A 26507-nucleotide genomic window follows, 5' to 3' on the forward strand; every position below is an offset into this window, starting at 1 on the left:
GTGCATGGCCCATATGCCTATGCGCAGGATGCCTCGCCTGACTTGGCGCAGCCGGCCGAAAACGAGCCCGCTGCCGAGGGCGCAGTGCCTCAACAGGAGCTAAGCGAAGCGCCAGCACCAGCTGCTCCGCCGCCGCCGCGTTCGCTCGAAGACCTGATACCGAATAGTGCGGTCGAAAACGCCGAGGACTGGGCGACGCAGGGCGCGGGGCTTGCTGCGACGTCATCCGAAAGCTTTGAGCTCGCGGACGATCCCGTGACAGATCTAGCTGACGCGCCGGACCCAATCGCCGAAGAGCTCGAAACGCTGACGATTGCGGTGCCCGAACCGCTGACTCCTGATCCTGAGGTTGAGGCGCTGGCAGAGATTGATGCGCCCGATCTCATCGAGCTGCCAGAGCTCGCCCGATTCGATATATCAGACGAATTGGAGCTGGGTTTTCCCGCCGATTCAGAGGGTTTTCCGGAGCGCGCAGAGTTTCTCGCCCGATTTGAAGCACTTTCTACCGTGGAAACTTTAAGCGGCAGCGAGGCCAGCATCGCGCAATTGGCAGCGCGCGCGCGGGCCGATCAAGACCTGCTCCAGCGCACTTTACGTAATTATGGCTATTACGATGGCCAGGTGATCCGCCAGCTATCCGGCGTGCGGCCGGGCGACGACACCGCAAGCGCTCAGCCGCGCGCCCGCTTCGATATTTTGCCCGGTCCGCGATATTCTTTTGGCGAGATCGACCTCGGCGCTCTTTCCGGCGCGCTCGACTACGTCGATTTGCGCAATGCCTTCGCCATTCAGTCGGGCGATCCGCTATACGCCGACCGGATCATTGAGCAGCAAATTGCGCTCGATACGGAGCTGGGAGAGCTCGGCTATCCTTTTGCTGAGATTGATGAGCCGGAACTGCTGATCGATCACACTCGGCGAGAGGGCGATTTGACGCTGCCAGTTCAGCCAGGCGGCAAGTATGTCTTCGGCGAAGTCACCAGCAGCCAGCCGGAGTTCCTGTCTGGCAAGCACCTATCGCGGATTGCTCGGTTTGAGCCGGGCGACACCTATCAGCGCAGTTTGGAATTTGACCTGCGCCGCGCGGTCACCGCAACCGGGCTGGTCTCGAGCGTCACCATCACTCCTAGAGAAGTCGCCCCGCCGAGCGGCGACGACCCGGGCGTGGTCGCGCTCGATGTCGGGGTTGAGCAGGCCAAGCTGCGCACGATTTCCGGCGCGATTGGTTTTGGCTCTGAGGATGGCCTGAAGGTTGAGGCGGGGTGGGAGCATCGCAACCTCTTCCCACCAGAAGGCGCACTGACCGTCCGCGGCATTCTTGGCACGCGAGAACGGCTCGCTAGTCTCAGCCTCAAACGCAGCAATTTCCGCGCGCGTGATCAGGTCCTTACCCTTGATGCCTATGCCAGCGATATTGAAACCGAGGCGGTGGATGCGCGCACCATTGGCCTGCGCGGCACATTTGAGCGGCTTTCCAATCTGCTGTTTCAAAAGCCGTTTAGCTGGGCTTTGGGCGGCGAGCTGCTCTACACCGACGAGCGCAACCAAGGCGTCGATGGCGCGGAATCGCCGCGTCAGGCCTTCGTCATCGGCGGGGTGTTTGGCCGTGCAACGATTGATGCCAGCGATGATTTGCTCGACCCGACCAGCGGATACCGGCTCACTGGTTTCCTCGCGCCGGAGGTCTCGCAATCACTTGGGGTGACCAGCTTTTATCTGCGTAGCGAAGCGGATGCGACGTATTACCAATCGATTGGCTCCACCGTGCTCGCCAGCCGCGCAAAATTCGCGACCATTCAAGGCGCAGGTGTCGATGCCATCGCGCCATCTCGGCGCCTCTATGCGGGTGGCGGCGGTTCGGTGCGCGGCTATGGCTTTCAAGCCATCGGACCGCGCAATCCCGATACGGGAGAGGCCACTGGAGGGCGCTCTCTGGTCGAATTCTCGCTAGAGGCGCGGATCGAAACCGGTTTGCTCGACGGCGCGGTCGAAGTCGTGCCTTTTGTGGATGCAGGCTCCGTCTCGGTCGACAACACGCCGGACTTTGGCCTGATCCGCGTCGGTGCGGGCGTGGGCGTGCGGTACAAAACCGGGTTCGGCCCGATCCGGGTTGATGTCGGCGTGCCGCTCAACCCTAATGAGTTCGACAGCCCGGTCGTCGTCTATGTCAGCCTTGGGCAGGCGTTCTGATGGGCGAGGATGCCGCAATCGAAGAGCAAGCGGAGAGTCCGCCGGTGAAGCGCAAACGGCGCTGGGCCAAGCGGCTGGGCTGGGCGCTGGCGATCATCCTTTTGCCGCTCGTGCTCGCGGCTGCGTTTTTGAGCACGCCCATCGGCAAACGCTTTGTGACCGATCAGATCGCTCAAGTCGCGCCTGCATCCGGGCTGCGCTTTGAGGTTGGGCGGATCGAGGGGGATATATACGGCAAGGCGACGCTGCATGACGTGACCGTGTTTGATCCGGTCGGTGAGTTTCTAACGATCCCAGAGGTCGATCTCAATTGGAACCCGCTCGCCTGGCTTACCAGCGGTCTCGACATACGTGAGCTAAGCGCGCGGCGCGGCACGCTCAGCCGACTGCCAGAGCTGCTTCCCGGCGACCCGGACGCGCCGATCTTGCCCGACTTCGACATTCGCGTTGATGAGCTGACGATCGACAGCCTCACGCTCGCCCCGGGCATTGCCGGTGAGGATGCACAGCAAGTCAATCTGACGGCGGAGGCGGACATTCGCTCAGGCCTGGTGTTTGTCGATTTGGATGGAACACTCGGCAGTGAAGATCGCATTGCCTTGTTGCTGAACGCTATGCCCGATGGCGACGAGTTCGACATAAAGCTCGACTACGCCGCGCCAGCCGCCGGTGTGATTGCGCAGATGGCGGGGCTGGATCGCGGCTACCGCGCGCGCATCGATGGCGAGGGGACGTGGGAGAAATGGCTTGGCCATCTGCTCGTGGAGGAGACGGGCGGCGAAGATACAGCCCGCGTAGCCGGTTTTCAGATCACCAATCGCGCAGGCGAATACAGCCTGCTGGGACAGGTTTCTCCTCCAATTGAGGGCACGGGCATTGCAGCGCGGGCGTTGGGCGATGCACTGTCGCTCTCACTGGTCGGTACGCTGGAAGACAGCACGTTTGACGGCAAGTTCGCTGCCGCCACGCGCGCATTGCTTGCGCGAGGTGAGGGCGCTGTTGATCTGGCTGACAACAGCTTTGATGACTTTGGGGTCAATGCTTTGCTGCGTGATCCGGCACTGCTTGGATCAGCAGTGTCGTTGGAGAATACCAGATTTACCGCGAACCTTGACGGTCCGTTCCGCGAACTTGCTGCCGAGCATTCCTTGCGGATTGGTGCGCTTGTCGCTGGCGAGACAGAGATCGCTAACATCGTCCAATCCGGCACGGCGCGCTATGATGGGGCTGGTTGGTCACTGCCACTCGATGCGACCAGCGGCGCGGTGACGACCGGGATCGCCTCGCTCGATCCAAAGCTGACCAGCGGCATTTTGCGCGGCGGCCTCGATTGGCGCGAGGGACGCCTCACCAGCGACAATCTGCGCCTCGCCTTTGAAACGCTCGGGGCCAATCTCACGCTCAGGGGCGATACGTCGGCGGGCGTGTATGCGCTGGCCGGGCCGGTCAGCGCGCGCGGGTTTGATCTGCCCGATATCGGCAGCGCCAATGCGACCGCGAAGATACTGCTGAAAGCGGGCGCGAATATCCCCTGGAGCCTGCGAGCAAACTTTGCAGGCGAGCTTTCCAGTATCTCCAATGAGACGGTCGCCAATGTCGCAGGAGGCCCGATAAAACTGCGCGGCGGGCTCTCGGTCGGCGGCAATTCGCCATTCTCCTTCACGGCGCTGGAGGCAGACAGCCCGAAGCTATCACTGGCTGCAGATGGCCGGGTCGTCGATGGCACGACTAGCTTAGTCGGCTCTGGACGGCACGCGGACTATGGTGATTTCACGATTGACGGAGCCTTCGGTGTCGAAGGCCCGCGCGCGACATTGGTCTTCGCCGATCCTTTGCCTGCTGCTGGTCTTGCCGATGTGCGCGTTGCGATTGCGCCGAGTGACAATGGATTTGCGATTGATACTGAGGGCGGCTCTCTGCTCGGCCCGTTCAAGGGCACGCTTGGGCTTGCCTTGCCTAGTGATGGTCCGGCGCGGATCGATATCTCAAGCCTCAGAATCTGGCGCACTGATGTGACTGGCGCGCTCGCTTTGGAAGAGCGCGGCCTGCGCGGAAATCTGGCGCTCAGCGGCGGCGGCATTGGCGGGTCAATCGCACTCGCGCCAGAAGGAACAGCGCAGGCATTCGATGCCGATGTGACGGTCCGCGGCGCGCGCTTTGGCGGCACGACCACTTTGGCTTTGGCCAGCGCAGATATCAACGCGAATGGCGCTTTCACTGATGGCTCCAGCCGGATCAATGCCGACGTTTCTGGTTCCGGCCTGGAATACGGCGCACTCTTCATCGGGCGCTTCGCGGGTGAGGCTGATGTGACCGATGGAACGGGCAAAGCGACCGCGTCGATTGCCGGGCGGCGCAGCGACCGCTTTGCCCTCAAATTTGATGGCGATATTGCTCCGCGCCGCCTCGCGCTCTTGGCTCGGGGTGAGTTTGCAGGCCGCAAGATTACGATGCCGCGCCGCGCCGTCCTGACCCAGGCCGAGGGGCAGGAAGGCTGGCGGCTTGCGCCAACGCAGCTCGGCTTTGGCCGGGGCTATGCCATTGTTGAAGGCGCGCTGGGCGGGGCGGAGACCGCCGTGCAGGCTAAGCTTGCCAATGTGCCCCTCTCACTGGCCGATCTCGCCATTGCTGACCTTGGCTTTGGCGGTGTGATTTCTGGCCTGATCGATTACCGCCAAACGGGCAGCGCGCCGCCAAGCGCCAATGCCAAGGTAGAGATCAAGAACTTCACCCGCTCTGGCCTCGTCCTGTCCTCGCGCCCGGTCGATGTTCTCGCGGTACTTGATCTAACGCCGAGCCGATTGAGCGGCGGGGCGGTATTGCGCGAAGAAGGCAACCGGCTTGGCCGGGTCAAGGCCGACATTACCGGCGTTCCGCTAAATGGTGCTTTGATGGACCGTTTGCGGCGTGGGCGGCTGGCTGCGGATTTGAATTACAGCGGCCCGGCTGAGGGTGTTTGGCGGCTGATCGGGATTGAGACATTCGATCTGACCGGCCCTGCGACGGTTTCCTCCAAGGTTACCGGTACACTTTCCAACCCGGTGTTCAACGGCCGGGTCGCGAGCGACAATCTGCGGGTGCAAAGCGCGCTGTCCGGTACGGATATCGCCAATGTTGCTGTGCGCGGGCAGTTTGCTGGATCGCGCCTGCGCCTGACCCGTTTTGCCGGGACAACCGCGCGCGGCGGCACCGTCAGCGGCAGCGGCTCGGTCAATTTCGCCGGATTGCAATCGGGCCGCCCGCCGCAGATTGACCTGCGCGCAGCGGTTGATGATGCGCAGCTGCTTAACGCCAACGGTCTGTCCGCAACGCTGACCGGACCTTTGCGAATAATCTCGAATGGCAGCGGCGGGACCATTGCCGGGCGGCTGAGGATCAACCGGGCCAGCTGGGCGCTGGGTGTTGCGGCGGAAGATATGGCCCTGCCTGAGGTGCGCACAAGAGAAGTGAACTCGCCAGTCGATGCGCGCCCTCAGACCGCATCTGCGTCAACTTGGCGCTATCTGGTGGATGCCAGCACAAATAGCCGGATTTCGGTTGATGGGCTGGGCCTGGACAGCGAATGGGGCGCGGATATTGCACTGCGCGGCACGACCAGCGATCCACGCGTTGGCGGCGAGGCGCGGTTGGTGCGCGGGGCATACACCTTTGCTGGAACACGGTTCGAACTGACGCGCGGGCGCATCGCCTTTGACGCAAACCAGCCGATCAATCCGCGCCTCGACATTGAGGCGGAAACGAGCGCCGACGACGTCAATGTGACCGTTGCGATTGGCGGCAATTCTGACAGCCCTGAAATCACTTTTGCTTCGACCCCACAGCTGCCTGAGGAAGAGATCCTAGCCCGCCTACTGTTCGGCGGTTCGATCACCAGCCTATCTGCTACCGATGCGCTGCAATTGGGCGCGGCCTTGGCGAGCCTGCGCGGCGGCGGCGGGATCGATCCGGTCAGCCAGCTGCGCAATGCAATCGGCCTTGACCAACTGCGCATCGTCAGCGCCGATCCTGCGCTCAACCGCGGTACTGGCGTGGCGCTGGGGAAAAACCTTGGCCGCCGGGTCTACGTCGAGATCGTGACTGATGGCCGCGGGTACAGCGCAACCAGCGTGGAGTACCGGATTACACGCTGGCTCGCTCTGCTCGGCAGTGTATCGACCATTGGACGGCAAAGCGTGGTGGCAGAGATCAGCCGCGATTATTGAGTGGGCCTGTTTTGGGTTTGGCCTGATCCAAGCCCGGCACGCCCAACCTAAGACCCATACAATTTCGCCTCTGCAGCCCGGCGCCGGGTCAGCCCTTTCAGCACCCGTCCGCCAGCTTTGTTCCAGCGCGCGAACTCTCGCATAGCGCCATCAAAATCTCCGGCCTTGTGCTTGCGGGTCAGGGTCGCGCGGGCAATCGCGCCGGTGTTGTAGTGAAAGCTGACCATGGCATCGAATTGCGCTTGGCTGGTGCGGGCATCGCCGAGCGCGCGCGCGACATCGGCGGCATAGAGCGCAAGGTCTTCTTCCAGCCGGGCGTCGCATTCTGCCTGCGTCCAGACGGTGCCAGGACCAATCCGGTCATCCGCGCCAAGCCCGCGCCCGGTTGCGCCCCAGCCAATTGTCCACGGTTCGCTGCCTGTGCCGGGGTCAGGATAGGCCTCTATCAGGCCGTCCGTGCGCAGCCGCGTGCACCCTTCAAACCGTTTGACCATGGCAATGCCTTGCTCGCCAACTCGCATTCCAGAGCGCGCGGACTTTACAATCGGCACGGAGACTTGGCTGCGCTCCGGTCGGCAGGCCGCGTTATCGCCAGCGGCGCAATCGAGCGCGCGATCAAGCTTCGCAACTTCGGATTTGCGAAAGCTCCGGCCCAGCATCGTGCGGACGGCATCGAACAAGGGTTTGCGAGATTTTGAGGTGAGATCTGGCACGGCGGTCGCCTCCTAGTGGGAACAGAGGCGAACCTATTAGGCAGATTGTAGCCGAGTAGGAAAATGGAAAGTTTGCGCGGCGAGAGATGCAAATTTTACATCCTGTTACAATTTCAAAGCTCTATCTTAAGACTTGTGCGGCAGGGCCGGTCCATGGACGGGAACTCTTCTAAAACTGATGCACCAGTAAAAAACTGGGCGATCGGATGCATGGTAGGGACAGCCTATTTTCTGGCTGCCTGCTTCTCCTTTGAACTCGCAATGGGTGTTGGCGGGGTTGCCACGGTATGGCCTGCCAGCGGGATATTGCTGTCCGCTTTGCTACTTGCCCGGCGAAATCAGATCGCCGGGATTGCTGTTGCAGTGGCCGCAGCCAGCATCACGGCGAATGTTCTGTATGGCGCGTCGTTTGGAACCGCCTTGGCGTTCACTGCCGCCAATATCGCTGAAGGGTTGCTGATCAGCCAGCTGGTTATTCGGACCTCTGGCGTTCCGCGCGCTTTAGACGACAAGCGATGGCTTGCGACCTTCTTCGGTGCGGCTGTAATCGGCAGCGCTGCGAGCGCAGCGGTTGCTGCGCTGCTCGCGGGCGAATTGACGCTGCCCTTCTTCGTATCTTGGTTCACGACAGTGTGCCTTGGGATGATGATCGTGACACCTGTGATCGTCACGGCCGCCAATGAGTTTCCGCTCAAGCTTGAGCGGCATTCGCGCAGCTCTGTTCTGCGCTTCGCGGTTTTTACCGCCATTGTTGGTGCCATTTGCTGGGCCGCCGTGGCCCTTGGTGAGGGGCAGTTTCTGTTCCTGCCAGTGATCGCGGTTGCCGCTGCGACTTACGCCTATGGCTCGCGCGGCGCGGCGGTCAGCATCAGCCTTGTCGCGGTTGTCGCCACTCTAGAGACAGACTTCTCAGGTCCGGTGATTGGCGAATTTGCACTGCAATGGGATACGCTGTTCCTGCAGTTCTATCTGCTCAGCCTGCTGTGTTCTGTTTGGCCGCTGTCGGCACTGATGGCGGAAAAGAAAAAGCTGATTGATCAATATGTTCGGTCGACCGAATTGCTCAAGCTGGCAGAGAAAACCGCGAGGGTGGGGCACTGGGCACTGGAACCCGACCAATCTACGCTGATTTGGTCAGAAGAGGTGTTCCATATCCACGGCATTGAGCCAGGAGACCCTAAGCTGGGCGGCGTGGTGTCGTTTGAAGACGTGCGCTCGCTAAATCTTTATCATCCGGAGGATCGGGACAGAGTTCGCGTCATTTTGGTCGATGCGATAGGGGGACGAAAACCCTTTGCATACGAGGCACGGATCGTCAGGCCTGATGGCGCAATCCGCTATGTTTCCAGTATCGGCCACCCTCGGTTTGACGCATCGGGCACGTTCCGCGGCCTGTTTGGAACCTTCCAAGATATCACCGAGCAAACGGAAACGCTCGAAGCCCTGCGCGTGGCGCGGCGTGATGCCTTGCGCGAAGCGAAAACGGCGCTGCGCCTGTCTGAGACTGATGAACTTACTGAGATTGCCAATCGCCGCAAAGTCTTTGGCGAACTGCGTAAAGCGGCTCGGGTGGCCAAGGTTAGCGGCGCACCGCTCACAATCGCGATTTTCGACATCGACCACTTTAAAGCGGTGAATGATCTTCATGGGCACCAGGCGGGTGACGAAGTGCTGAAACGCGTTGCGCAAATCGTGTCTGAACAATTGCGTCCCGGCGACTGTGCCGGCCGCATCGGCGGGGAAGAGTTTCTGGTGATCCTACCTGGCGAAGACGTTGCCACTGCGCACGGGATTATTGAGCGATTGCGTCTCGATGTCGCGGCAGAGAACTGGAAAATCGCTGGCCTCACACAGGTTACGATGAGCGCCGGACTGGCAGCGGTTGACGCGGATGAGAGCATCGAACGATCGATGCAGAAAGCCGACCGTGCTCTCTATGATGCGAAACAAGCTGGGCGAAATCTGCTGCGCACTGCGGCTTAATCTCAGCCTAGAGTCTTCAGAACAAACAAAAGGGGCGCCAAGATCACTCTTGGCGCCCCCTTGTTATCGTGTGTCAGCGGCGGATTAGCTGCTGTAATACATGTCAAACTCGACCGGAGCCGGTGTGGTTTCAAGGCGCGATACCTCTTCCCACTTCAGCTCAGCATAGGCGTCGATCTGGTCTTTCGAGAACACATCGCCCTTCAGCAGGAATTCGTGGTCTGCTTCGAGAGCCTCAAGCGCCTCACGCAAGGAGCCGCAAACGGTCGGCACGTCAGCAAGCTCAGCTGGCGGCAGATCATAGAGGTTCTTGTCCATCGCCTCGCCAGGGTGGATCTTGTTTTCGATCCCGTCGAGACCCGCCATCATCAGCGCCGCAGAGGCGAGATATGGGTTGGCCAGCGCATCTGGGAAACGGAACTCAACCCGCTTGGCTTTCTCGCCAGCGCCGTATGGAATGCGGCAAGAGGCAGAGCGGTTGCGCGCTGAGTATGCGAGCAGAACCGGTGCTTCAAAGCCTGGGACCAGACGTTTGTAGCTGTTGGTGGTGGCGTTGGTGAAGGCGTTGACGGCCTTTGCGTGCTTAATGACGCCGCCGATGTAGTAAAGGCAGGTTTCCGACAGACCGGCATATTCATTGCCAGCGAAGGTGTTCACGCCGTCTTTCCAGATCGACATGTGGGTGTGCATGCCGCTGCCGTTATCGTCCTTGATCGGCTTCGGCATGAAGGTCGCGGTCTTGCCATAAGCATGGGCGACTTGCTGAACGACATACTTATAGATCTGCACGCGGTCAGCGGTTTGAACCAGATTGCCGAAGGTAATGCCGAGCTCATGCTGAGCGGCGGCAACCTCGTGGTGATGCTTGTCCATGGGCAGACCCATTTCCATCATCGTGGCAACCATTTCGCCGCGAATGTCGGTGGCGCTGTCGACCGGAGCAACCGGGAAATAGCCGCCCTTGGCGCGTGGACGGTGGCCCATGTTGCCGCCTTCATATTCCTTGCCCGTGTTGGTTGGCAGCTCAATATCGTCGATAGCAAAACCTGATCCGGCATAGCCGTCTTCGAAACGAACATCGTCGAACATGAAGAATTCTGGCTCTGGCCCGACATAGATGGTGTCACCAATGCCGGTCGATTTGAGATAGGCCTCGGCGCGTTTCGCGGTGGAGCGCGGGTCGCGGGCGTACAGCTGGCCATCGGATGGCTCTACGATGTCGCAGAATAGGATCAATGTTGGGGTCGCGCTGAACGGATCGACATAGGCGGTGTCCAGATCAGGTTTCAGGATCATGTCGGATTCGTTGATCGCTTTCCAACCCTCGATGGATGAACCATCGAACATCAGACCATCGTCAAGTGCGTCTTCGTCCATGACGCTGCCGCACATGGTGAGGTGCTGCCATTTGCCCTTTGGGTCGGTGAAACGCAGGTCCACCCACTCAATGTCATGTTCCTTGATCTGTTTTACGATGTCTTTTGCACTTGCCATGGTCTGTAATTCTCCAGCTTATCTGGTGGTTGCGCCTGCGTTTTTACGAGCAGAGAGGGTGGATGAGGTTTAGATCGCGTCTTCGTTGGTCTCGCCCGTGCGGATGCGCAGGGCGGTCTCAATCGGCGAGACGAAGATCTTGCCATCACCAATGCGGCCGGTTTGCGCAGCGGCGGCGATAGCCTCCACCACACGCTCGGCCAGATCATCGCTGATGACAACTTCGAGTTTTACCTTGGGTAGGAAATCGACGACATATTCGGCGCCGCGATAGAGCTCTGTGTGGCCCTTTTGCCGGCCAAAGCCGCGCGCCTCTGTGACCGTGATGCCGGACACGCCGATTTCATGCAGCGCCTCCTTCACTTCGTCGAGTTTGAATGGCTTGATGATTGCTTCGACTTTTTTCACGGCCCGGTCGGTCTCCCCTGTCAGGCGGTTTTGGTCGCCTTAGACTATAATACGCGCGATCCAAGAATCGTGCCAATCTCTGTGATGGATTGGGTTAGATGATCTGGCCTGCTGCGCAAGGGGCATTCGTTTGAAATGGCTGCAGCGCAAGATCATGTCGCGTGCGGTTCCGCGGGTTGGGTCTGCCCAAAGCACAGACTCTGATTGCCTAAAAATTAGGCAAAGGCTCAGGGCAATTGCTTAGCGGCAGCGTGCTTAGCCGGGCAGGCGAAGGCCAGTGGTTTCTGGCAAACCGCACATGATGTTGAGGTTTTGAACCGCCGCGCCACTCGCGCCTTTTCCAAGGTTGTCGAGCCGAGCGATCAAGCGGGCATGATAGCCGCCTTCATTGCCGAACACATAGAGCGTCATGGCGTCGCTTGCTGGCTCTCCTTCGCGCACGTTAAGCTCGGTCAGTGGCTCTGATGGGGTAACGGTTACGATGGACGACGAGCCGTAATTCTCGGCCAGAGCTTCGCGCAACTGGTTTGGCGTCAGCTTACTATCAATCGCGCCTAGGTGAAGCGGCACTTCAACCAGCATCCCGCGATAGGCGCGCACCACGGCTGGCGCGAAAATTACTCCGTGTTTGAGCCCAGCATGCAGCTTCATCTCGGGCTGGTGCTTATGCGCCATATTCAGGCCGTAGCTGCGAAAGGCGAGGTCGGGTTCGTCCTCAATCCGCTTAATCAAAGCATTTCCGCCGCCAGAATAGCCGCTCACCGCGTTCACAGTGTAGGGCCAATCGGCTGGCAGCAGCCCCGCGCGAACCAATGGTGCGATCAGAGCAAGAAAGCCGGTTGGATAACACCCCGGGTTGGAGACAAATTGCGCCTCGGCAATTTTGTCGAGCCCGATGATCTCTGGAAAACCATAGGTCCAGCCTTCCGCCACTCGGTGCGCGCTGGAGGCATCGATGATCCGCGTGTTTGATCCAGCGGCCAGGGCCACGGCATCGCGCGCTGCATCGTCGGGTAGGCACAGGATAGCGACATCGGCTTCGTGCAATGCCTCTTTGCGTGCGGCTTCGTCCTTACGGCGGTCATCATCCAGCACCAGCAGCTCAAATTCGCTGCGCGTCGCCAGACGCTCGCGGATTTCCAAGCCGGTCGTCCCGGCGGCTCCATCGATGAAAATGCGTGTTGTCATGCTGCGCTGTTTAGCCGCTGACGCGCGCTAAGCAACGATGCTTAAACTATCGGCTTTGACATATCCGCTTGGCCCATCCGGACCAATCGTGGCCCAAGCCCAGTCGCCCGCGACATCGAGCAATTCGATTGCACTGCCGGGATCGAGCGCTGTGACGAGCTCTGCGCTGTCTTGCGGCTGCAGCAGCATGGATGCGCCGCCGGCTGCGACTTCGCGGGGCTCGGGAATAACGTAATGCGCCGCCAAATGCGTGCCCGCGAGCGCGATATGCGCCAGGTCACCGCGCAGCGGCAGAGTACCGGGCTGAGGACGCGCGATCGGGCCGCTCAAACCGAGCACGCCTGATGGCACTTCGTATTTTGCAGCCTTGCTCATAGGAGCCTGGTCCCCTGTCACGGCCCAGCGCGTATCGCTGAGGTCCGGCGCGCTTATACGGCGAAAGCCTTTCGAGCAAGTTAGCCGCTGGCTAGCGGTGGAAAGCGAAGCTCAAATTGGCCCGCGTTCACTCGCTGCCATAGCGCGCTTTGAGCGCATGCCAGCTCGCGCGCAGACCGTAGGCCGCGCCGCCCTTGCTGCGCCCCGGCTTGGGGAAGGGGCGCCAGCCAAAGGTGTCGAAATGCGCCCATTCAATGCCATCGCCCACGAACTTATCGAGAAACAGTCCCGCGACGCTCGCGCCCGCATAGGGATTGCTCTGCGCGTTGGTGAAATCGGCAATGTCGGATTTGAGATAGTCGAAATATCCCTCCGGCAAAGGCAATCGCCACGGCTCATCATCGTTCGCCTTGCCCGCCCCAATCAAGTCAGCGGCGGTCTCGTCACGGCGCGTCATCAGCGCTGGGAAATCGGGGCCCAGAGCAATGCGGGCCGCGCCGGTCAGCGTGGCAAAATCGATGATCAGCTCTGGCTCTTCCTCACTCGCGCGAGTTAGAGCATCACCAAGGATCAAGCGGCCTTCCGCATCGGTGTTGTGGATCTCAACCTTGTGACCCTTGCGGCTGTCCAGCACATCGCCGGGGCGGAACGCCGGGCCAGAAATCGCATTTTCAACCGCTGGCACAAACAGGTGCAATTGCACCTTCAGCCCGCCCCGCATGACGAGGCCCGCAAGCGCGATTGCGTGGGCTGCGCCGCCCATGTCCTTCTTCATCAGGCGCATTCCGGCGGCTGGCTTGATATCGAGTCCGCCCGAATCGAAGCACACGCCTTTGCCGACAATCGCCAGCACTGGGTCCTTGTCGCTGCCACCCTTGGCTTGCCAGGAGAGGTGCAGCATGCGCGGCGCGTGATGGCGCGCAGCGGCGCGGCCAACGGCGTGCACCATGGGATAGCCTTGCTCCAGCGCGTCGCCCTTCGTCACGTTCAAGGTGGCGCCATAGGCCTTGGCGAGTTTCTCGAACTCTGCCTCTAGGGCGGCTGGTCCCATGTCCTCTGCCGGTGTGTTGATCAGGTCGCGGACCAGCATTTCTGCCTCCGCTTCGGCGAGCAATGGCTCAATCGCTGCGGCCTGCTTGGTCAGCAGCACGCGCGGGCCGACCGCGTTTTCATCCTCGCGGTAGCGGGTGAAGCGGTAATGCGCGGTTAGCCAGCCAAACATCGCCGCGCCAGCCTCAGCATTCTCTAGCCGGTAGGTGCCCTCATGCAGCTGCTCAGCCAATCCGGCGAGGCAATAGCTTGAAAGCTTGTCCTTGTTGGCTACGCCGCCGACTGCGAACCAACGGTCGCCATCTGGCACAATGCCCGTTTGGCCAGCGCCGCCGGTGAATTTTTGCGCGGTCAGCGCGGCGCGCTGTCCCGTGCTAAGGGATTTAACCCAATCCTCATATCCATCCTGCGTCACAAGATGGATCGAGACGGCGTCTTGCCCGCGGTCGGGCTGGATCAATTCTTTGGTATCATTCATACTTACGTCATTAGCTTTGAGCGACGACTTGTCACGCGCGAATTGCGCAAGTGGAAGGGTGGACATCATGGGCAGGGCAATGACGGTTTGTGTGGCGGTTCTGGCGGCGGGCGCGCTCGCGTCATGCTCTTCACCGGAAGAAGTCGCCGATGATGTTGGCGTTGCGCAAAACACACCGGCCCCTCCGACCCCGCCCGAAGTGGCTGGGAATGGCAGCGCGCAAGATGATCTGGAGCGCCGCACGGCGGCCGGGTTCAAAGCGGTCAACTTCACCGACAAGGAACAAATCGGCGGTGCCAGCCGCGACTTTGAATACAGCTGGCCTGCTCAGGTTAGCGCGATTCCAGGCCTTGCGCGGCAGCTTCAACAGCGCCGAACGCAAGCCCTAGCCGAGCAGAAAGAATCATGGCGCGGCACGCTGGAGGAGTTTGCGGATAGCGACTGCAATTCTTGCAAGACCGACAGCTATGGCAAGACTTGGCAAGTGGTGGCCGACCTGCCGCGTTTCCTGTCGCTATCGGCCAATCACTATGTCTATGCGGGCGGTGCACACGGCAATTATTGGTTCGACACTCTCGTGTGGGATCGGCAGGCGAATGATGGGGAGGGGGAGGCGCTTGATCCCTATGCGCTTTTTACCTCGACGACCGCCCTGCATGACGCCGTAAGGGCGCCCTATTGTGAGGGGCTGAAGACGGAGCAAGCCAAGCGCCGGGGCAAAGTGGAAGACGGCGGATATTTCAGTGAGTGTCCCAAACTCAATCAGCTAACGCTGCTACTCGGATCATCCACGGGCAAGAGCTTTGATCGGCTGGGATTGCTCGCTGCGCCTTATGTTGCTGGCCCTTATGTGGAGGGCGATTACGAGGTGACTGTTCCGGTCACACAGGCGATTTTGGGCGCGGTAAAGCCGGAATATCGCGCGAGCTTTACGGCAAAGTAAGCCGCCTCTCGCAAATCGCGCGCATTGTCGCTACATAGCGGCAATGACCGAATATCAGCTTATCGAAGGCGATCAGACCGTCTACCGCGACGGCACCATTAAACTGCACGGGCCAGAAGGCTTTGACGGGATGCGCAAGGCCGGACAATTGGCCGCGCGGATCCTTGATGAGGTCGCCAATCTGGTGCAGCCCGGCGTGACCACCGAAAGCGTCGACACCGCCGTGCGCGAAATGATGCTGGATGCCGGATCAGTGCCTGCGACATTGGGCTATCGCGGATACACGCACAGCTGCTGTATCTCGATCAACCATGTGATTTGCCACGGTATCCCGTCCGAAAAAGTCTTCAAAGAGGGCGATATCGTCAACGTCGATGTCACTCCGCTGCTGGACGGCTGGCACGGCGATACATCGCGTATGTTCTTTGCCGGTGAGCCGAGCCTCAAAGCCAAGCGATTGGTTGATGTGACGCATGAATGCCTGATGCTAGGCATCGAAGCGGCGGGCAAACCCGGCGCGCGGCTGGGCGATATTGGCGCCGCGATTGAAGCGCATGCCAAGCAATTCCGCTACGGCGTGGTGCGCGAATTTTGCGGACATGGACTCGGCCGCCTGTTCCACGATGCTCCAGAGGTTGTGCACGCGGCGAAGGCTGGCACTGGGCCGGAACTGAAACCGGGGATGTTCTTTACCATCGAGCCGATGATCAATCTGGGCAAGCCTTGGGCCAAAGTGCTGGGCGACGGCTGGACCGCTGTGACCCGCGACAAAAGCCTATCCGCGCAATTTGAGCATTCGCTGGCGGTGACAGAAGAGGGCACGGAGATATTCACGCTCAGCCCAACGGGTAAAGACAAGCCGCCTTACTGAGGTGCATTGACGGTCTTAAGGATCGTGTTCTTATGATTTGGAATGTTATCGATAGGCGTAATCGAGAGTATCGCTGGCAGAACATCAACGCGATAATCGAAGCTACGGAGCACGATAACTCATGCAAGGATGCTGATCAGGCTCCGGAAAGCGACGTGCTTACGGTGGTAGACTACGAGTTCCGAGACGGAATTTCCGTTGCCGACGCGATCAGGTGGGCAAGTGAAAAGACGTGTGCGGTTACTCTCTATCTTTACGACGCTGGGCGAGGGCACCCGAACCGAGAGCATTTCAATAATATGGGCGCGCGGTTTGAGGGATAGACTTGCCTTGCCGTGCTATGCACCCAGGTGCCTACAAGGCTCATAATTGCTCTTCGTCATCCCGGACTTGATCCGGGATCTAGGGCAAGGGGATATCCCTTGCCAAATCTGAGTCACCTTCGACCTAACCCTCCCGGGCAGCCCTAATCGCAGCTCCTGCCGCGAACGGCGCTATCGCCACCAGCAGCAGGCTGATCGCTGCGACAAAGCCAAGGCTTGCCTGATCCATGCGGGCCAGCGCGCCTGCGCCGAAGATCAGGATTGGCAGCGCCAGCGGGATTAGCAGCAGGCCTGATAAAGCCGCGCCTGCGCGCAAGGACGCTGTGAGCGATGCGATCATCAGGCCAATCGCGGCTAGGCCCGGTGTGCCCGCCAGCAATCCGAGCAGCAGAATGTGCAGTGTCTCTCCATCCAGATTGAGCAGAGCCGCTGCAGGGAATGTCGCCAATATCAGCGGCGGGCCAAAGCTGAGCCAATGCGCGGCCAGACGCACCGCCATGCTGACTTCCTCAGTGACCCCGCGCAGTTTCAGCTGATCAAACACGCCCAGTTCAATGTCGCGCGCAACCAGGCTGTCGAGCGGCAAGATCGCGGCGAGCAAGGCGGCAATCCAAACCACGCCGCCGCCTGTGCGTGCGAGCAAGGGCGCATCCGGCCCGACCGCAAAGGGGTACAGCATTGCGACCGCCAAGAAGAAGATCACGGGCAGAGCCGCCCCGCTGCCGGTGAACGGGAAGAAGCGCGCCAGATCGCGTTTGAGCAGCGCGGTGATCATGCGGCTGGCTCTGGCTCTGGCGCTGCGCGGGGCGCGTAATCAGCCAGTTCCAGCGTCGTGAGGCCAGCAATGCTCAGCGTCTGGTGCGAGGCGACCAGAGCGATCCCACCGCTCTCACAGTGCGCAGCAATCAAGGCCGTCACTTGCTCAATCGCGCGGGTGTCGAGACCGCTTAGCGGCTCATCGAGGAGCCAGATTGGCGCAGCTTGCGCGATCAGCCGCGCGAGCCCCGCGCGCTTGCGCTGACCAGTCGACAAATACCGCACCGGAATATCGAGCAGATTGCCTAGACCCATAGCCTCCACCGCCGGGTCCATATCCGGGCAGCCATCAATCCTTTGCCAAAATGCGAGCGCTCGGCCCAGCGGCAGATCGGGATCAAGACCCATGCGCTCATCGAGCAGGCCTACCGCGCCCTCACTCTCCACCGTGCCCGCAAAGGGGGTGAGCAGCCCCGCACAGCTGCGCAAAAGGGTCGTCTTGCCGGTGCCATTTGCGCCGGTCACATGGCACGCATCGCCGCTTTGCAAAGCCAGGCTCAGCCCCCGGCACAGCACTCGGTCGCCCCGGCGGCAGGCAAGGTCAGATACGGTAAGGCGCGCTTGCATGATTGCACGGCGTTAGGCAAAAGCTGCCCCGCAAACAACACGCTAGACAACAATTGCCTGATCGGAACCGATATGAGCCGTGTGCCTGAACTGACAGATAGCGAAAGAGCGGAGCTGCTCGCGGCTTTCCCAGAATGGAATGAAGTGCGCGAAGGCAAGGCGATTTTTCGCAAGTTTGAGTTCGCCGATTTCTCTCAGGCCTGGGGCTTTATGAACCGTGTCGCCCTGATCGCAGAGAGCCAGGATCACCACCCTGAATGGTTCAATGTCTACAACAAGGTGGAGATCACTTTGACCACGCATGATGCAGGGGAAAGCGGCGGTCTGTCGGCGCGCGATGCGGCCATGGCGAAGGCGATTGCTGAGCTTTCGTGAGTTCCGCACTCACTGCACTCGTGTCGGTGCCGAGGCGTATTACCCTTTTTTCTGACTAGTCCTATTGGCCCAGCAGGCCTGTGCCAGTGCGAGTTTGTTTGCGGACCCGGCCCGGCATCCATCGTTTGGCAAAATTTAGCTGTTTGGCGGTTTTGCCGACGACATAATGCAGTTCGTCACTGTGCACTGCGTTCCAAGCGACCTCGGCGACTTCTTCAACGGGTGTAATTTCCAGACCGGCGGCTAGCACAGTGTCGCGAATTTGCTCGTTAGAGCCGCGATTGCCCGTGCCGTCCAGCAACGGCGTCTCGATGAAGCTGGGGCAGATCGAAGCGACTTTGATCCCATGTTCAGCCCATTCTGCATCCAGGCTCTCGGCGATGCCGCGCACGCCAAATTTGGTCGCGCAATAGACGCTCATGCCGGGAGAGCCAGCAATCCCGGCGGCGCTGGCTGTGTTTAGCAGCACAGAACCTGGCGCTGTCTCTTTCAAATACGGGAACGCGGCGGCGGCACCGTAAAGGACGCCTTTCAGATTGATGTCGAGGCAGTTGTCGATTTCATCCTTTTCCATCTCGTGGATTTGTCCGCCAACCCCGATCCCGGCATTGTTGACGACACAATCAATCCGCCCGCCAGCGGCCATAGCGAAGGCCTCCAGCGCCTCGTCCCAAGCGGCCCGGTCGCGCACATCCAGTTTGTGTGAATAGGAGAACCCGCCGGGAAGTAAGCCTTCGGTGTCCTGCATGCCTTGCACGTTCACGTCGGCCAGCCCCACGAACCAGCCGCGCTCTGCAAACAGGCGCGCGATGGCGCGGCCAATGCCCGAGGCACCGCCAGTGATAAAAATTGACCGACGCTGTGTCACCTGAACCTACTCCCCGAAAACAAGGACGCGCGAGGTCTAATCCCGCGCGCTCTGTTTGTCAGCTGCTGACATGCGTGTCAGAACGGATCGTCTGTGGGTTAAGCGGGTGGCTACTTCGCCAGCGCAGCTTCTAGGCCAACCACATGCTGTGCGCCTTCGAGGATCTGGGCGGTGGAATTGCCAACCGTATCGCCAATTGCTTCGCTGCGTCCACCCAGGCATTCCGCCAGGAAATTCTCGGTGATCGCGGTGTAGGCGATGTTGTTGTTCGGCTTTGCGAAACCGTGGCCCTCATCAGGATAGAGCACGTAAGTGACCGGCACACCGGCATCCTTCATCGCGCCGACGATCTGGTCACTCTCCGATTGTTTGACGCGCGGATCATTGGCGCCTTGCAGGATCAGCAGCGGCTTAGTGATCTGATCGGCCTTATACAGCGGGCTTGCGGCCTTCAGCAAAGCAAGGCCTTCCTCGGTGTTTGGATCGCCCATTCGTTCATGAAAAATCTTCACCATCGGTGCCCAATAGGGCGGAATGGTCGCCAGCAGGGTCTCAAGGTTGGACGGGCCAACAATGTCGACGCCGCAGGCGAATTTTTCTGGTGTAAAGGTGAGGCCAGCAAGTGTCGCATAGCCACCATAGGAGCCGCCCATGATCGCCACTTGATCGGCCGTGGTGATCCCTTGCTCGATCGCCCAGTCAGTTGCATCGATCAGATCATCATGCATCTTCAGGCCCCACTCTTTGTTGCCCGCATTGATGAAGTTCTTGCCGAACCCGGTGGAGCCTCGGAAGTTCACTTGCAGCACAGCATAGCCCCGGTTGGCGAGCCATTGGACGCCGCTGGAAAAGCCATAGTTATCGCGCGCCCATGGACCGCCGTGGACCAGCAGAACCATTGGGATTGCGGCGTCTGGACGGCCACTTGCATCGCTGTCGCTGCCCGGTGGGAGTGTCAGGTAAGATGGCAGGGTTAAGCCATCGCGGCTGGTGATCTCTACCGGTTGCATCGGCTGGAGCGGCGCGCCCTCCAGCTCTGGCCGGGTGATGTAGAACGGGGTGAGGGTCTTGGCCGTGCGGTCATAGATGTAGCTGCCGCTTGGCGCGGTCAGCGGGTCGTTCCACACGATCCAGGTCATGTCGTCATCGGTACGGCTGGCGACGCCGAACTCGCCATCAAGCTGGCCGCCAAGCCAATCGAGCGAGTCCTTGATCTCGGGATCAATAGCGGTCCACTCGGTCTTGAGATAGTTCGCCGAATAGGCCTCCACCACGCCGGTTTTGTTGTTGCGAATGGTGCCGCCAATATCGGCCTTGTCATTCTCCGCCACCAACGTCTTTTCGCCGCTCGCTGTGTCCTGAGCGTAGAGGGCGGCGGTGTTGCGGCCGCGGCTGTCGAGCCAATACAGCGTGGAGCCATCGGTGGTGTAGCCCGCTGGCGAGGTTGTCAGCGAATCTTCCATCGCCGTGTTTTCAAATGGGGCCTCTTCAACCGCGCCGCCCTCGACCCGGAAATAGTCAGTGCCGCCTGCCTCGTTCTGGCGCATCGCCATGCGCAGGGTCAGCGTGTCATCCGCCATAAACCCGGCATAGCTGTTGTTTTCATAGACCAGCTCAAGCTCGCCGGTGTTGAGATCGAGCAGGTGCACATCGTGAAACTGAGGATTGCGATTGTTGAGGCCGATCAGGATTTTGTCGCGGATCGTCTCTGACCCGCCAACGATGTCGACGCGGGTATTCTCAAATGGGGTGAGGTTGGTTTCCACCCCGGTTTCGACATTGATCGAATAGAGCAGAAAGTTCTCATCGCCGCCTTTGTCCTGAATATACAGCAGGCTGCTGGAATTCTGGTGACCAGAAATGCTGGCGGATCGGGCGGTCGGCTGCGCTCGTCATCGCTTTGGCAGCATCGAGATTGTCACGCGGAGCCATCCAGATATTGAGCACGCCGTCCTTTGGCGCGAGCCAGCTGAGATATTTGCCATCGGGGCTGATGCGCCCTTGCGCTTTGGTTGGGTTGCCGAACAGCGCATCGCGCGGGATCAGATCATAAGCTTCGGCGGTTTTGGTCATTGTGGCTCCGGTATTGGCGGCGTGATTGTCTGCAGAGACTGTGCCCGGCAGAGTTAAGACGGATGCAGCGAGCGCCGTGGTCAGCAGGCGTGCAGTGAATGAAAGACGAGAGGTTATGTGAGGGGACATGGGGGTTCTCCGATCGATTTCAAATGGCTGTATTATTCAAATAACACACATCCTGTGCTGCTCACAAGTTTGGGCAGGTACAGGGCTGCACCGCGATAGGTCTGATAGGATTGGCTCTAAGCATCGCGCATCCAGTAGACTGCGCAATGCCTAGAGCCTTTTGAAAGCCGTTAGGTGTTGGGTGTGTCGTCGCTGCTGCGCGAACGCCAAACTTGATAGGCGGCCTTGTCATCAGAGCAAGGCTCCAATGCGAGCACTTTTATCTGATTTTCGGTGCTGCGTCCGGTGCGCGTGTCTTCCTGCAGAGTGAAGCATTGCGTATCATCGGCGAGAGGGCGGATAGTGCCATCTTCACCAAAGCTGACCTGCTGCGCTTCGCTTTCATCACAAGCAGCCAATCCAATCTCGGCGCCTTCAACGGAGACGCAGACATCATATTCGGGCATAAACAATGTGTTGTTTTCAAACATTGCCGCATCAAAGATCTGGTCCGTGCCAAGCGCGCCATCACGGCTGTAGCAAGTGTGGCCTTGCAACCCATTGGCCGGGTCAACGTCTTCGCGGCCCCCTGCAATATCGAGGCAATATTCATTGGTCACACCATCAAGTTGGTCGTTTAGCACGACCTCAACAGCATCAGCACTCGCGCTCGCCTCTGCCTCGGCCGGTGCAGTGGTGGTTTCTGTCGTTGCTTCTGAGCAAGCCGCCAAAGTCAAAACGGCCGCGCCGAGCATTGCAATATTCTTCATGTTTATTCCTCCCATTTGAGATGATTATTCAACGGTGCCTCGCATCAATACCAGATTGTCTAGCACCAGATTCGAACTCCAAATGAATTCGGCATCGCTTGCTTGCGCATCGAAAATGTCAGTGAAATTGGTGTAGCCTGGCTTGTTATCCACTCCGACTGTGTCGTTTGTGTAGGTGACAGCTGCGGGCCAGCCTGTGTCATCGAATTCGGTTGTCATCCATCCTGCTGGGATAGGCCAGAAGGCGGCGGACATTTGCGGGCCATCATCACTAGCAACAGACGCGCAGGCTGAACTGTCGCGGGCGGTGCCCTCATCGACCAGACACGCGCGATCATTGAGCGGGGAGACATAAAAAGTTTGCGCTTTCCAGCTGCTGTCTGTCACTTTCAATGGCGTGCCTTGGGCATCGCGCAGCATAGCCACCAGCCCCGCATCACCGGGATGATAAGACGATGAGCGGTTCTCTTCTGAACCGATCCCCAAATTCTCTTCCCAATCCACGCCCATGAATGCGAGTGTGAGCGGCCGCGACGCGGTGAAGCGGATGACGGAGGCATTAAACGGTGTGAACGGTACCGCATCAACCGCGACGAGCTGGCCGTTGGCGTAAAATTCGAAGTAATTGTCGGCGAATACGAAAAGCGTGAATTCCTCTTCGCCGCCTGCATCGAAGACCGGCACATCGTTCAGATCAATCTCGTCGATCCCACTGGGCGTAAACCCACTGCAATCGTTATAGAGGTCGGCCGCCTTGGGAGCGGTAACGAAATTGGTTTCAGCAGGGACCGTCCAGCTCTTTCCATCATCGCTGGTGATGGTTCCAACAGCGGCAATGCGCGCGTCATCTCCGCACTCGATCAGGGATGCTGTGGTTTGCTCGGCCAGCCCGGTGGAATAACTCGCGCCTTCCGCCTGTCCTGCGCCGTCGCCCAAAACGACTTCATCGGCTGAACTGCAGGCCGCCAGAGATGCAGCGCCTAATCCACAAATTAGCAAGCCGTACCGCATAGTCCCGTTCTCCATCCGTCAACTGAACGGCGGGAGCATTCAGTGATGGCGGCACAGAGTCAATCGATTATCGGTTAGGCGAGCGCGCTGCGGCCTTGAAATTCAACGACATCACAATGCAGGGTTGGCGTAAAAATGCCAGACCCAGATCGCCATTGCCCCGCGATGCGGGCGCCAGCGCTCGCCAATTTGGCGCAGGCCCTTTTCATCGGGTCGCTCGTTTAGCTTCAGCAGTCTTTTGACGCCTTCCTGCACGGCCAGATCGCCGGCGGGCCACATATCGCCGCGCCCTTCTGCAAACAGCAGATATATCTCCGCTGACCAGCGACCGATCCCTTTGACCTTGGTCAGCTCGGCTATGGCTTCTTCATCATCCTCGGGCAGGCCATCAAAATTGACCTCGCCGGTTTGTACGAGCTCGCACAGGCTGCGGGCATAGCCCTGTTTTTGGCGCGACAGGCCGCAGGCGCGCAAAGTGTCAAAGTCGCGGCTTAGCAGGCAGCCGGGGCTAAACCCTTCGCCCAGTTCCGCCTCCAATTTGTTCCACATGCTCGCCGCCGCGGCGACGGATACCTGCTGGCCCACAATCGTGCGCAGCATCGTCATATAGCCGCGGTCTCTGATGCGCGGCTCTGGATAGCCGATCCGAGCGATTTCAGTCGCCAGATCGGCGTCATTTTTGGCCAACGCATCAAGCGAGGCCTTGATTGCAGCTGCGCTCAAACCCACTAATAATTCCCATAGCTATACAATGCGAAATCTGCCTCTAGCAGCGCAGCCGACTATTCGATAGAGCGCTGGCCAATCCAGCGGACACTGAAAAGGATACAATGCAATGCCGAAACTGATCGTCACCAATCGTGAAGGCGAAACGAGTGACATCGAGGTCGAGGACGGCCTGACGGTGATGGAGGCTATTCGCGACAATGGCTTTGACGAGCTGCTGGCGCTGTGCGGCGGATGCTGTTCGTGTGCGACCTGCCACATCCACATCGATCCTGAGTTTACGGCAAAGCTGCCTGAGATGAGCGAAGATGAAGATGATCTGCTGGAATCAAGCGAGCATCGCAATGAAACCTCGCGCCTCTCATGCCAGGTCCCGCTCACTGCAGAGCTCGACGGCTTAAAGGTAACTATCGCAGCTGAAGATTGATGTTGTTTGCGAGTTGGCTCGCAAACTCCTAACTCGCAGTCCATGAACATTACTCAACCTGTCGGCGATACGCTCGCCTTGATCGGAAACACTCCGCTGGTTCGCCTGACTGGGCCAAGCGAGGCGGCGGGCTGCGATATTTGGGGCAAATGCGAATTTGCCAATCCGGGCTCTTCGGTAAAGGACCGCGCGGCGCTCTATATGATCCGCGATGCAGAGGCGCGCGGCGAGTTAAAGCCCGGCGGCACGGTCATTGAAGGCACTGCTGGCAACACCGGTATTGGCATTGCGCTGGTCGCCAATGCGCTGGGTTACAAAACCGTGATCGTGATGCCGGACAATCAGTCGAAGGAAAAAATGGACACTCTGCGTGCTCTTGGCGCGCAGCTGGTGCTCGTGCCGCCGACCAAATACGCTGACCCTGCGCACTTCCAACACACCTCGCGCCGCATGGCGGAAGAAACCGAGGGCGCGATCTGGGCGGGGCAGTTTGACAATGTCGCCAATCGGCGGGCGCATATTGAGGGCACGGCAAAGGAACTGTGGCAGCAGCTGGACGGCAAGATCGACGGCTTTACCTGCGCGGCTGGCACTGGCGGAACGATTGCCGGGGTTGGCATGGGCCTTAAGGAAAAATCCGAGGACGTCCGCATTGCGCTGACCGATCCGCACGGCGCGGCGCTCTATAATTATTACGCAAATGGCGAGCTTAAGGGCGAGGGATCATCTGTGGCCGAGGGCATCGGGCAGGGCCGGATCACCGCCAATCTCGAAGGCGCACCGATTGATACCCAGTTCCGCATTTCTGACGAAGAGGGCCTAGAATGGGTCGCCCGTCTGCTGCGCGAAGAAGGACTGTGCCTCGGCCTGTCCTCTGGCATCAATGTCGCGGGCGCGATTGCTCTGGGTAAACAGCTGGTCGCCGAAGGGCGGGAGAACCCGCAGGTCGCGACAATCCTGTGCGATACTGGCTTCCGCTACCTCTCGACCCTGTACAATGCCGACTGGTTGAAGGCGAAAGAGCTTCCAGTGTTCGACTGGCTCGAACAAGCGTGATAGGCAGCCAATATGGCGTATCGTAAACTGTTTGAGACCCGCGAAGAAGTGGCGCGGGCTGTTGCAGAAAATCCCGATCTTGAGCGCGCAGGCGCACCCCTTGGCGGTACCCGCGAAGAAGCGGTGCAGCGCTTGCAGGTCGGCCTTTCTGGCCTTGCGGCGATGGTGTTGCTCGTCGGTTTGGCCAGCGTGATCCAAGGCCGCGCACAAGTAAGCGAAGACAGCGCTGTGCCAGAAGCCGCGCCGACGACTGAGCCGAGCGAAGGGGCCAAGATCAACGATCCGCTCGCCGAAGCAGGCGTTGTCCCTGATCTGCCGGTGGACCCAAGCCCGGCCGCGACGCAAGAGGCGGCGATTGTTCCTGAGCAGGGCGAAGGCACTGCCGGCGATCCGCTACCCGGGGATGTTGTGCGCGATGGCCCGCGGAACAATGAGCCCAAAACCCCGTAAATTTGCCATTGCTGCGATTGGCGTGCTGGCTCTCGGCGCAGCCGCGCTGTGGTGGCTGGCCCAATCGCGCGACCAGAGCAATGGCCTGCGCGCGAGCACCAGCACTGGATCTGCTGAGAAGGTGGAGCTTGGCCTGATGAGCAGCCTGCCGCTGTATTGGCCGCTGGGCACGGATCTCACCAGCCTGATCGATGCAGAGCAAGAGACGCCCTGGCAGCGCTCGGTTTTGGAGGCGCGCTATGATTTGCGGCTGCTCGACAGTCTCTCACCCGATGATCAGGGTTTTAGTCCGCTAGCGGGGCTGGAGCGCTTAGCGATTGTCCAGCCACGCGGGCTAAGCCCATCGGACAATGTCGCATTGGATGATTGGGTGCGGCGCGGCGGGCAGCTGCTGATTGCGCTCGATCCGATGTTGACCGGGGAATATGAAGTCGCCTTTGGCGATCCGCGCCGCCCAGTGGGCGCTGCGCTGATCCCGCCGGTGATTGAGCGCTGGGGATTGGCGATCAGCTTTGATGACGCGCAGGACGTCAGCGTGCGCTCAGCCGAAATCGCTGGCGGGCAGATCCCGCTTCATATGGCGGGTGTCATCAGCATTCTCGATCCCGCTGCTGCCGCGTGCGAATTGCAGGGCGATGGAATTATCGCGGTCTGCGATATTGGGGAGGGGCGCGTAATGGTGCTCGCCGACGCGGCTATCTTTGAGCATCAAGAGCTCGCCGGAGAACAGGGCAACACGCTGAGCGCCTTGCTTGCACAACCCCTCAACTGAGTCGCCAGCAGCTCGATTCACACCGTCATCACTGCAATCCATTTGATCAGCGCCCAAGCGCCCCAATTTCGCGATCGGGGATTTTGCGGGACGGGCCGGGGAGCAGCGACTCGAAAAACGCGATTCTCGCAGTTTTGACCGGAAAATCAGCGTTTTGAAGCGGGCTCTTTGGTTCCCATGCTAGGTAGTGAAGCGTATGCGCCCTGTATATTAACCATATGAAACAATAATTTACCATCTTATCCCGCGAAATCCCGTAAAAACCCCTTC

24 protein-coding genes are annotated in these 26507 nt (G+C 59.8%); 10 read left to right on the forward strand and 14 right to left on the reverse strand.

Features of this window, described 5'->3' with window-relative positions:
• Both AC0V6V_RS12100 and AC0V6V_RS12105 read left to right on the forward strand, forming a co-directional pair.
• Positions 1-2190, forward strand: a complete 2190-nt coding sequence (locus tag AC0V6V_RS12100; RefSeq protein ID WP_486166347.1) for an autotransporter assembly complex protein TamA — start codon at positions 1-3, stop codon at positions 2188-2190.
• Positions 2190-6392, forward strand: coding sequence for a translocation/assembly module TamB domain-containing protein (locus AC0V6V_RS12105; RefSeq protein WP_486165617.1), 4203 nt, complete (start codon positions 2190-2192; stop codon positions 6390-6392). Before AC0V6V_RS12100 ends, AC0V6V_RS12105 begins: the two co-directional genes overlap by 1 nt.
• 47 nt (positions 6393-6439) lie before the next feature.
• Here AC0V6V_RS12105 and AC0V6V_RS12110 read toward each other — a convergent pair whose 3' ends face one another.
• Entirely contained in the window at positions 6440-7105 is a 666-nt protein-coding gene (locus AC0V6V_RS12110) for a lysozyme (protein ID WP_486165618.1), read from the reverse strand.
• 210 nt (positions 7106-7315) lie between these two features.
• Here AC0V6V_RS12110 and AC0V6V_RS12115 point away from each other — a divergent pair, with 210 nt between their 5' ends.
• On the forward strand, positions 7316-9088 hold the full coding sequence (locus AC0V6V_RS12115) for a sensor domain-containing diguanylate cyclase (protein WP_486165619.1): 1773 nt from the start codon (positions 7316-7318) through the stop codon (positions 9086-9088).
• Between the two features lie 84 nt (positions 9089-9172).
• Here the strand turns inward: AC0V6V_RS12115 and glnA are convergent, their stop codons facing one another.
• The 5 genes from glnA to AC0V6V_RS12140 all read right to left on the reverse strand — a co-directional run bounded on the left by glnA (position 9173) and on the right by AC0V6V_RS12140 (position 14081).
• Positions 9173-10582, reverse strand: a complete 1410-nt coding sequence (gene glnA, locus AC0V6V_RS12120) for a type I glutamate--ammonia ligase (protein ID WP_486137175.1) — start codon at positions 10580-10582, stop codon at positions 9173-9175.
• A gap of 69 nt (positions 10583-10651) precedes the next feature.
• Positions 10652-10990, reverse strand: a complete 339-nt coding sequence (locus tag AC0V6V_RS12125; RefSeq protein WP_486144236.1) for a P-II family nitrogen regulator — start codon at positions 10988-10990, stop codon at positions 10652-10654.
• A gap of 255 nt (positions 10991-11245) precedes the next feature.
• Positions 11246-12178 carry an N-acetyl-gamma-glutamyl-phosphate reductase gene (gene argC, locus AC0V6V_RS12130; RefSeq protein ID WP_486165620.1) on the reverse strand — a complete coding sequence of 311 codons (933 nt, stop codon included), beginning with the start codon at positions 12176-12178 and terminating at the stop codon, positions 11246-11248.
• Between the two features lie 27 nt (positions 12179-12205).
• Positions 12206-12553 carry a hypothetical protein gene (locus AC0V6V_RS12135; protein WP_486165621.1) on the reverse strand — a complete coding sequence of 116 codons (348 nt, stop codon included), beginning with the start codon at positions 12551-12553 and terminating at the stop codon, positions 12206-12208.
• A 127-nt stretch (positions 12554-12680) separates the two neighbouring features.
• Complete coding sequence (locus AC0V6V_RS12140; RefSeq protein ID WP_486165622.1) at positions 12681-14081, reverse strand: leucyl aminopeptidase family protein; 1401 nt, start codon at positions 14079-14081, stop codon at positions 12681-12683.
• Between the two features lie 67 nt (positions 14082-14148).
• Between AC0V6V_RS12140 and AC0V6V_RS12145 the strand changes: the two genes are divergently transcribed.
• Positions 14149-15024, forward strand: coding sequence for a PdaC/SigV domain-containing protein (locus tag AC0V6V_RS12145; RefSeq protein ID WP_486166348.1), 876 nt, complete (start codon positions 14149-14151; stop codon positions 15022-15024).
• A 43-nt stretch (positions 15025-15067) separates the two neighbouring features.
• Positions 15068-15895, forward strand: a complete 828-nt coding sequence (gene map / locus AC0V6V_RS12150; protein WP_486165624.1) for a type I methionyl aminopeptidase — start codon at positions 15068-15070, stop codon at positions 15893-15895.
• Between the two features lie 447 nt (positions 15896-16342).
• Here map and AC0V6V_RS12155 read toward each other — a convergent pair whose 3' ends face one another.
• Together AC0V6V_RS12155 and ccmA are read right to left on the reverse strand one after the other, a co-directional pair.
• Entirely contained in the window at positions 16343-16993 is a 651-nt protein-coding gene (locus AC0V6V_RS12155) for a heme exporter protein CcmB (protein WP_486165625.1), read from the reverse strand.
• The gene (ccmA, locus tag AC0V6V_RS12160) at positions 16990-17601 is read right to left on the reverse strand and encodes a heme ABC exporter ATP-binding protein CcmA (RefSeq protein ID WP_486165626.1); all 612 of its coding nucleotides are present in this window, start codon (positions 17599-17601) and stop codon (positions 16990-16992) included. Before ccmA ends, AC0V6V_RS12155 begins: the two co-directional genes overlap by 4 nt.
• Positions 17602-17673: 72 nt before the next feature.
• On the opposite strand from ccmA, the gene AC0V6V_RS12165 reads away from it, so the two are divergent.
• Positions 17674-17976, forward strand: a complete 303-nt coding sequence (locus AC0V6V_RS12165; RefSeq protein WP_486165627.1) for a 4a-hydroxytetrahydrobiopterin dehydratase — start codon at positions 17674-17676, stop codon at positions 17974-17976.
• Between the two features lie 61 nt (positions 17977-18037).
• Here the strand turns inward: AC0V6V_RS12165 and AC0V6V_RS12170 are convergent, their stop codons facing one another.
• The 6 genes from AC0V6V_RS12170 to AC0V6V_RS12195 form a co-directional block, all read right to left on the reverse strand.
• Positions 18038-18844, reverse strand: coding sequence for an SDR family oxidoreductase (locus tag AC0V6V_RS12170; protein WP_486165628.1), 807 nt, complete (start codon positions 18842-18844; stop codon positions 18038-18040).
• Positions 18845-18954: 110 nt separating this feature from the next.
• Positions 18955-20610: an alpha/beta hydrolase family protein gene (locus tag AC0V6V_RS12175; RefSeq protein WP_486166349.1), complete on the reverse strand. Its 1656-nt coding sequence runs from the start codon at positions 20608-20610 to the stop codon at positions 18955-18957.
• A gap of 37 nt (positions 20611-20647) precedes the next feature.
• Entirely contained in the window at positions 20648-21046 is a 399-nt protein-coding gene (locus AC0V6V_RS12180) for a hypothetical protein (RefSeq protein WP_486166350.1), read from the reverse strand.
• A 170-nt stretch (positions 21047-21216) separates the two neighbouring features.
• A complete protein-coding gene (locus tag AC0V6V_RS12185) occupies positions 21217-21795 on the reverse strand; it encodes a ricin-type beta-trefoil lectin domain protein (RefSeq protein ID WP_486165630.1) in 579 nt (192 codons plus the stop codon).
• A gap of 24 nt (positions 21796-21819) precedes the next feature.
• Complete coding sequence (locus tag AC0V6V_RS12190) at positions 21820-22731, reverse strand: hypothetical protein (protein ID WP_486165631.1); 912 nt, start codon at positions 22729-22731, stop codon at positions 21820-21822.
• Positions 22732-22917: 186 nt separating this feature from the next.
• Positions 22918-23535, reverse strand: a complete 618-nt coding sequence (locus AC0V6V_RS12195; protein ID WP_486165632.1) for a DNA-3-methyladenine glycosylase family protein — start codon at positions 23533-23535, stop codon at positions 22918-22920.
• A 106-nt stretch (positions 23536-23641) separates the two neighbouring features.
• Between AC0V6V_RS12195 and AC0V6V_RS12200 the strand changes: the two genes are divergently transcribed.
• The 4 genes from AC0V6V_RS12200 to AC0V6V_RS12215 are packed head-to-tail and all read left to right on the forward strand — an operon-like array spanning position 23642 to position 26237.
• The gene (locus tag AC0V6V_RS12200; RefSeq protein ID WP_472639453.1) at positions 23642-23959 is read left to right on the forward strand and encodes a 2Fe-2S iron-sulfur cluster-binding protein; all 318 of its coding nucleotides are present in this window, start codon (positions 23642-23644) and stop codon (positions 23957-23959) included.
• A 42-nt stretch (positions 23960-24001) separates the two neighbouring features.
• Positions 24002-25015 carry a cysteine synthase A gene (locus AC0V6V_RS12205; RefSeq protein WP_486137157.1) on the forward strand — a complete coding sequence of 338 codons (1014 nt, stop codon included), beginning with the start codon at positions 24002-24004 and terminating at the stop codon, positions 25013-25015.
• Positions 25016-25027: 12 nt separating this feature from the next.
• A complete protein-coding gene (locus tag AC0V6V_RS12210) occupies positions 25028-25465 on the forward strand; it encodes a hypothetical protein (protein ID WP_486165633.1) in 438 nt (145 codons plus the stop codon).
• The gene (locus AC0V6V_RS12215; protein WP_486165634.1) at positions 25446-26237 is read left to right on the forward strand and encodes a hypothetical protein; all 792 of its coding nucleotides are present in this window, start codon (positions 25446-25448) and stop codon (positions 26235-26237) included. The genes AC0V6V_RS12210 and AC0V6V_RS12215 overlap by 20 nt, the downstream gene beginning before the upstream one ends.
• Positions 26238-26507: the final 270 nt, after the last annotated feature.

The organism is Erythrobacter sp. S249 (genome assembly GCF_057364975.1).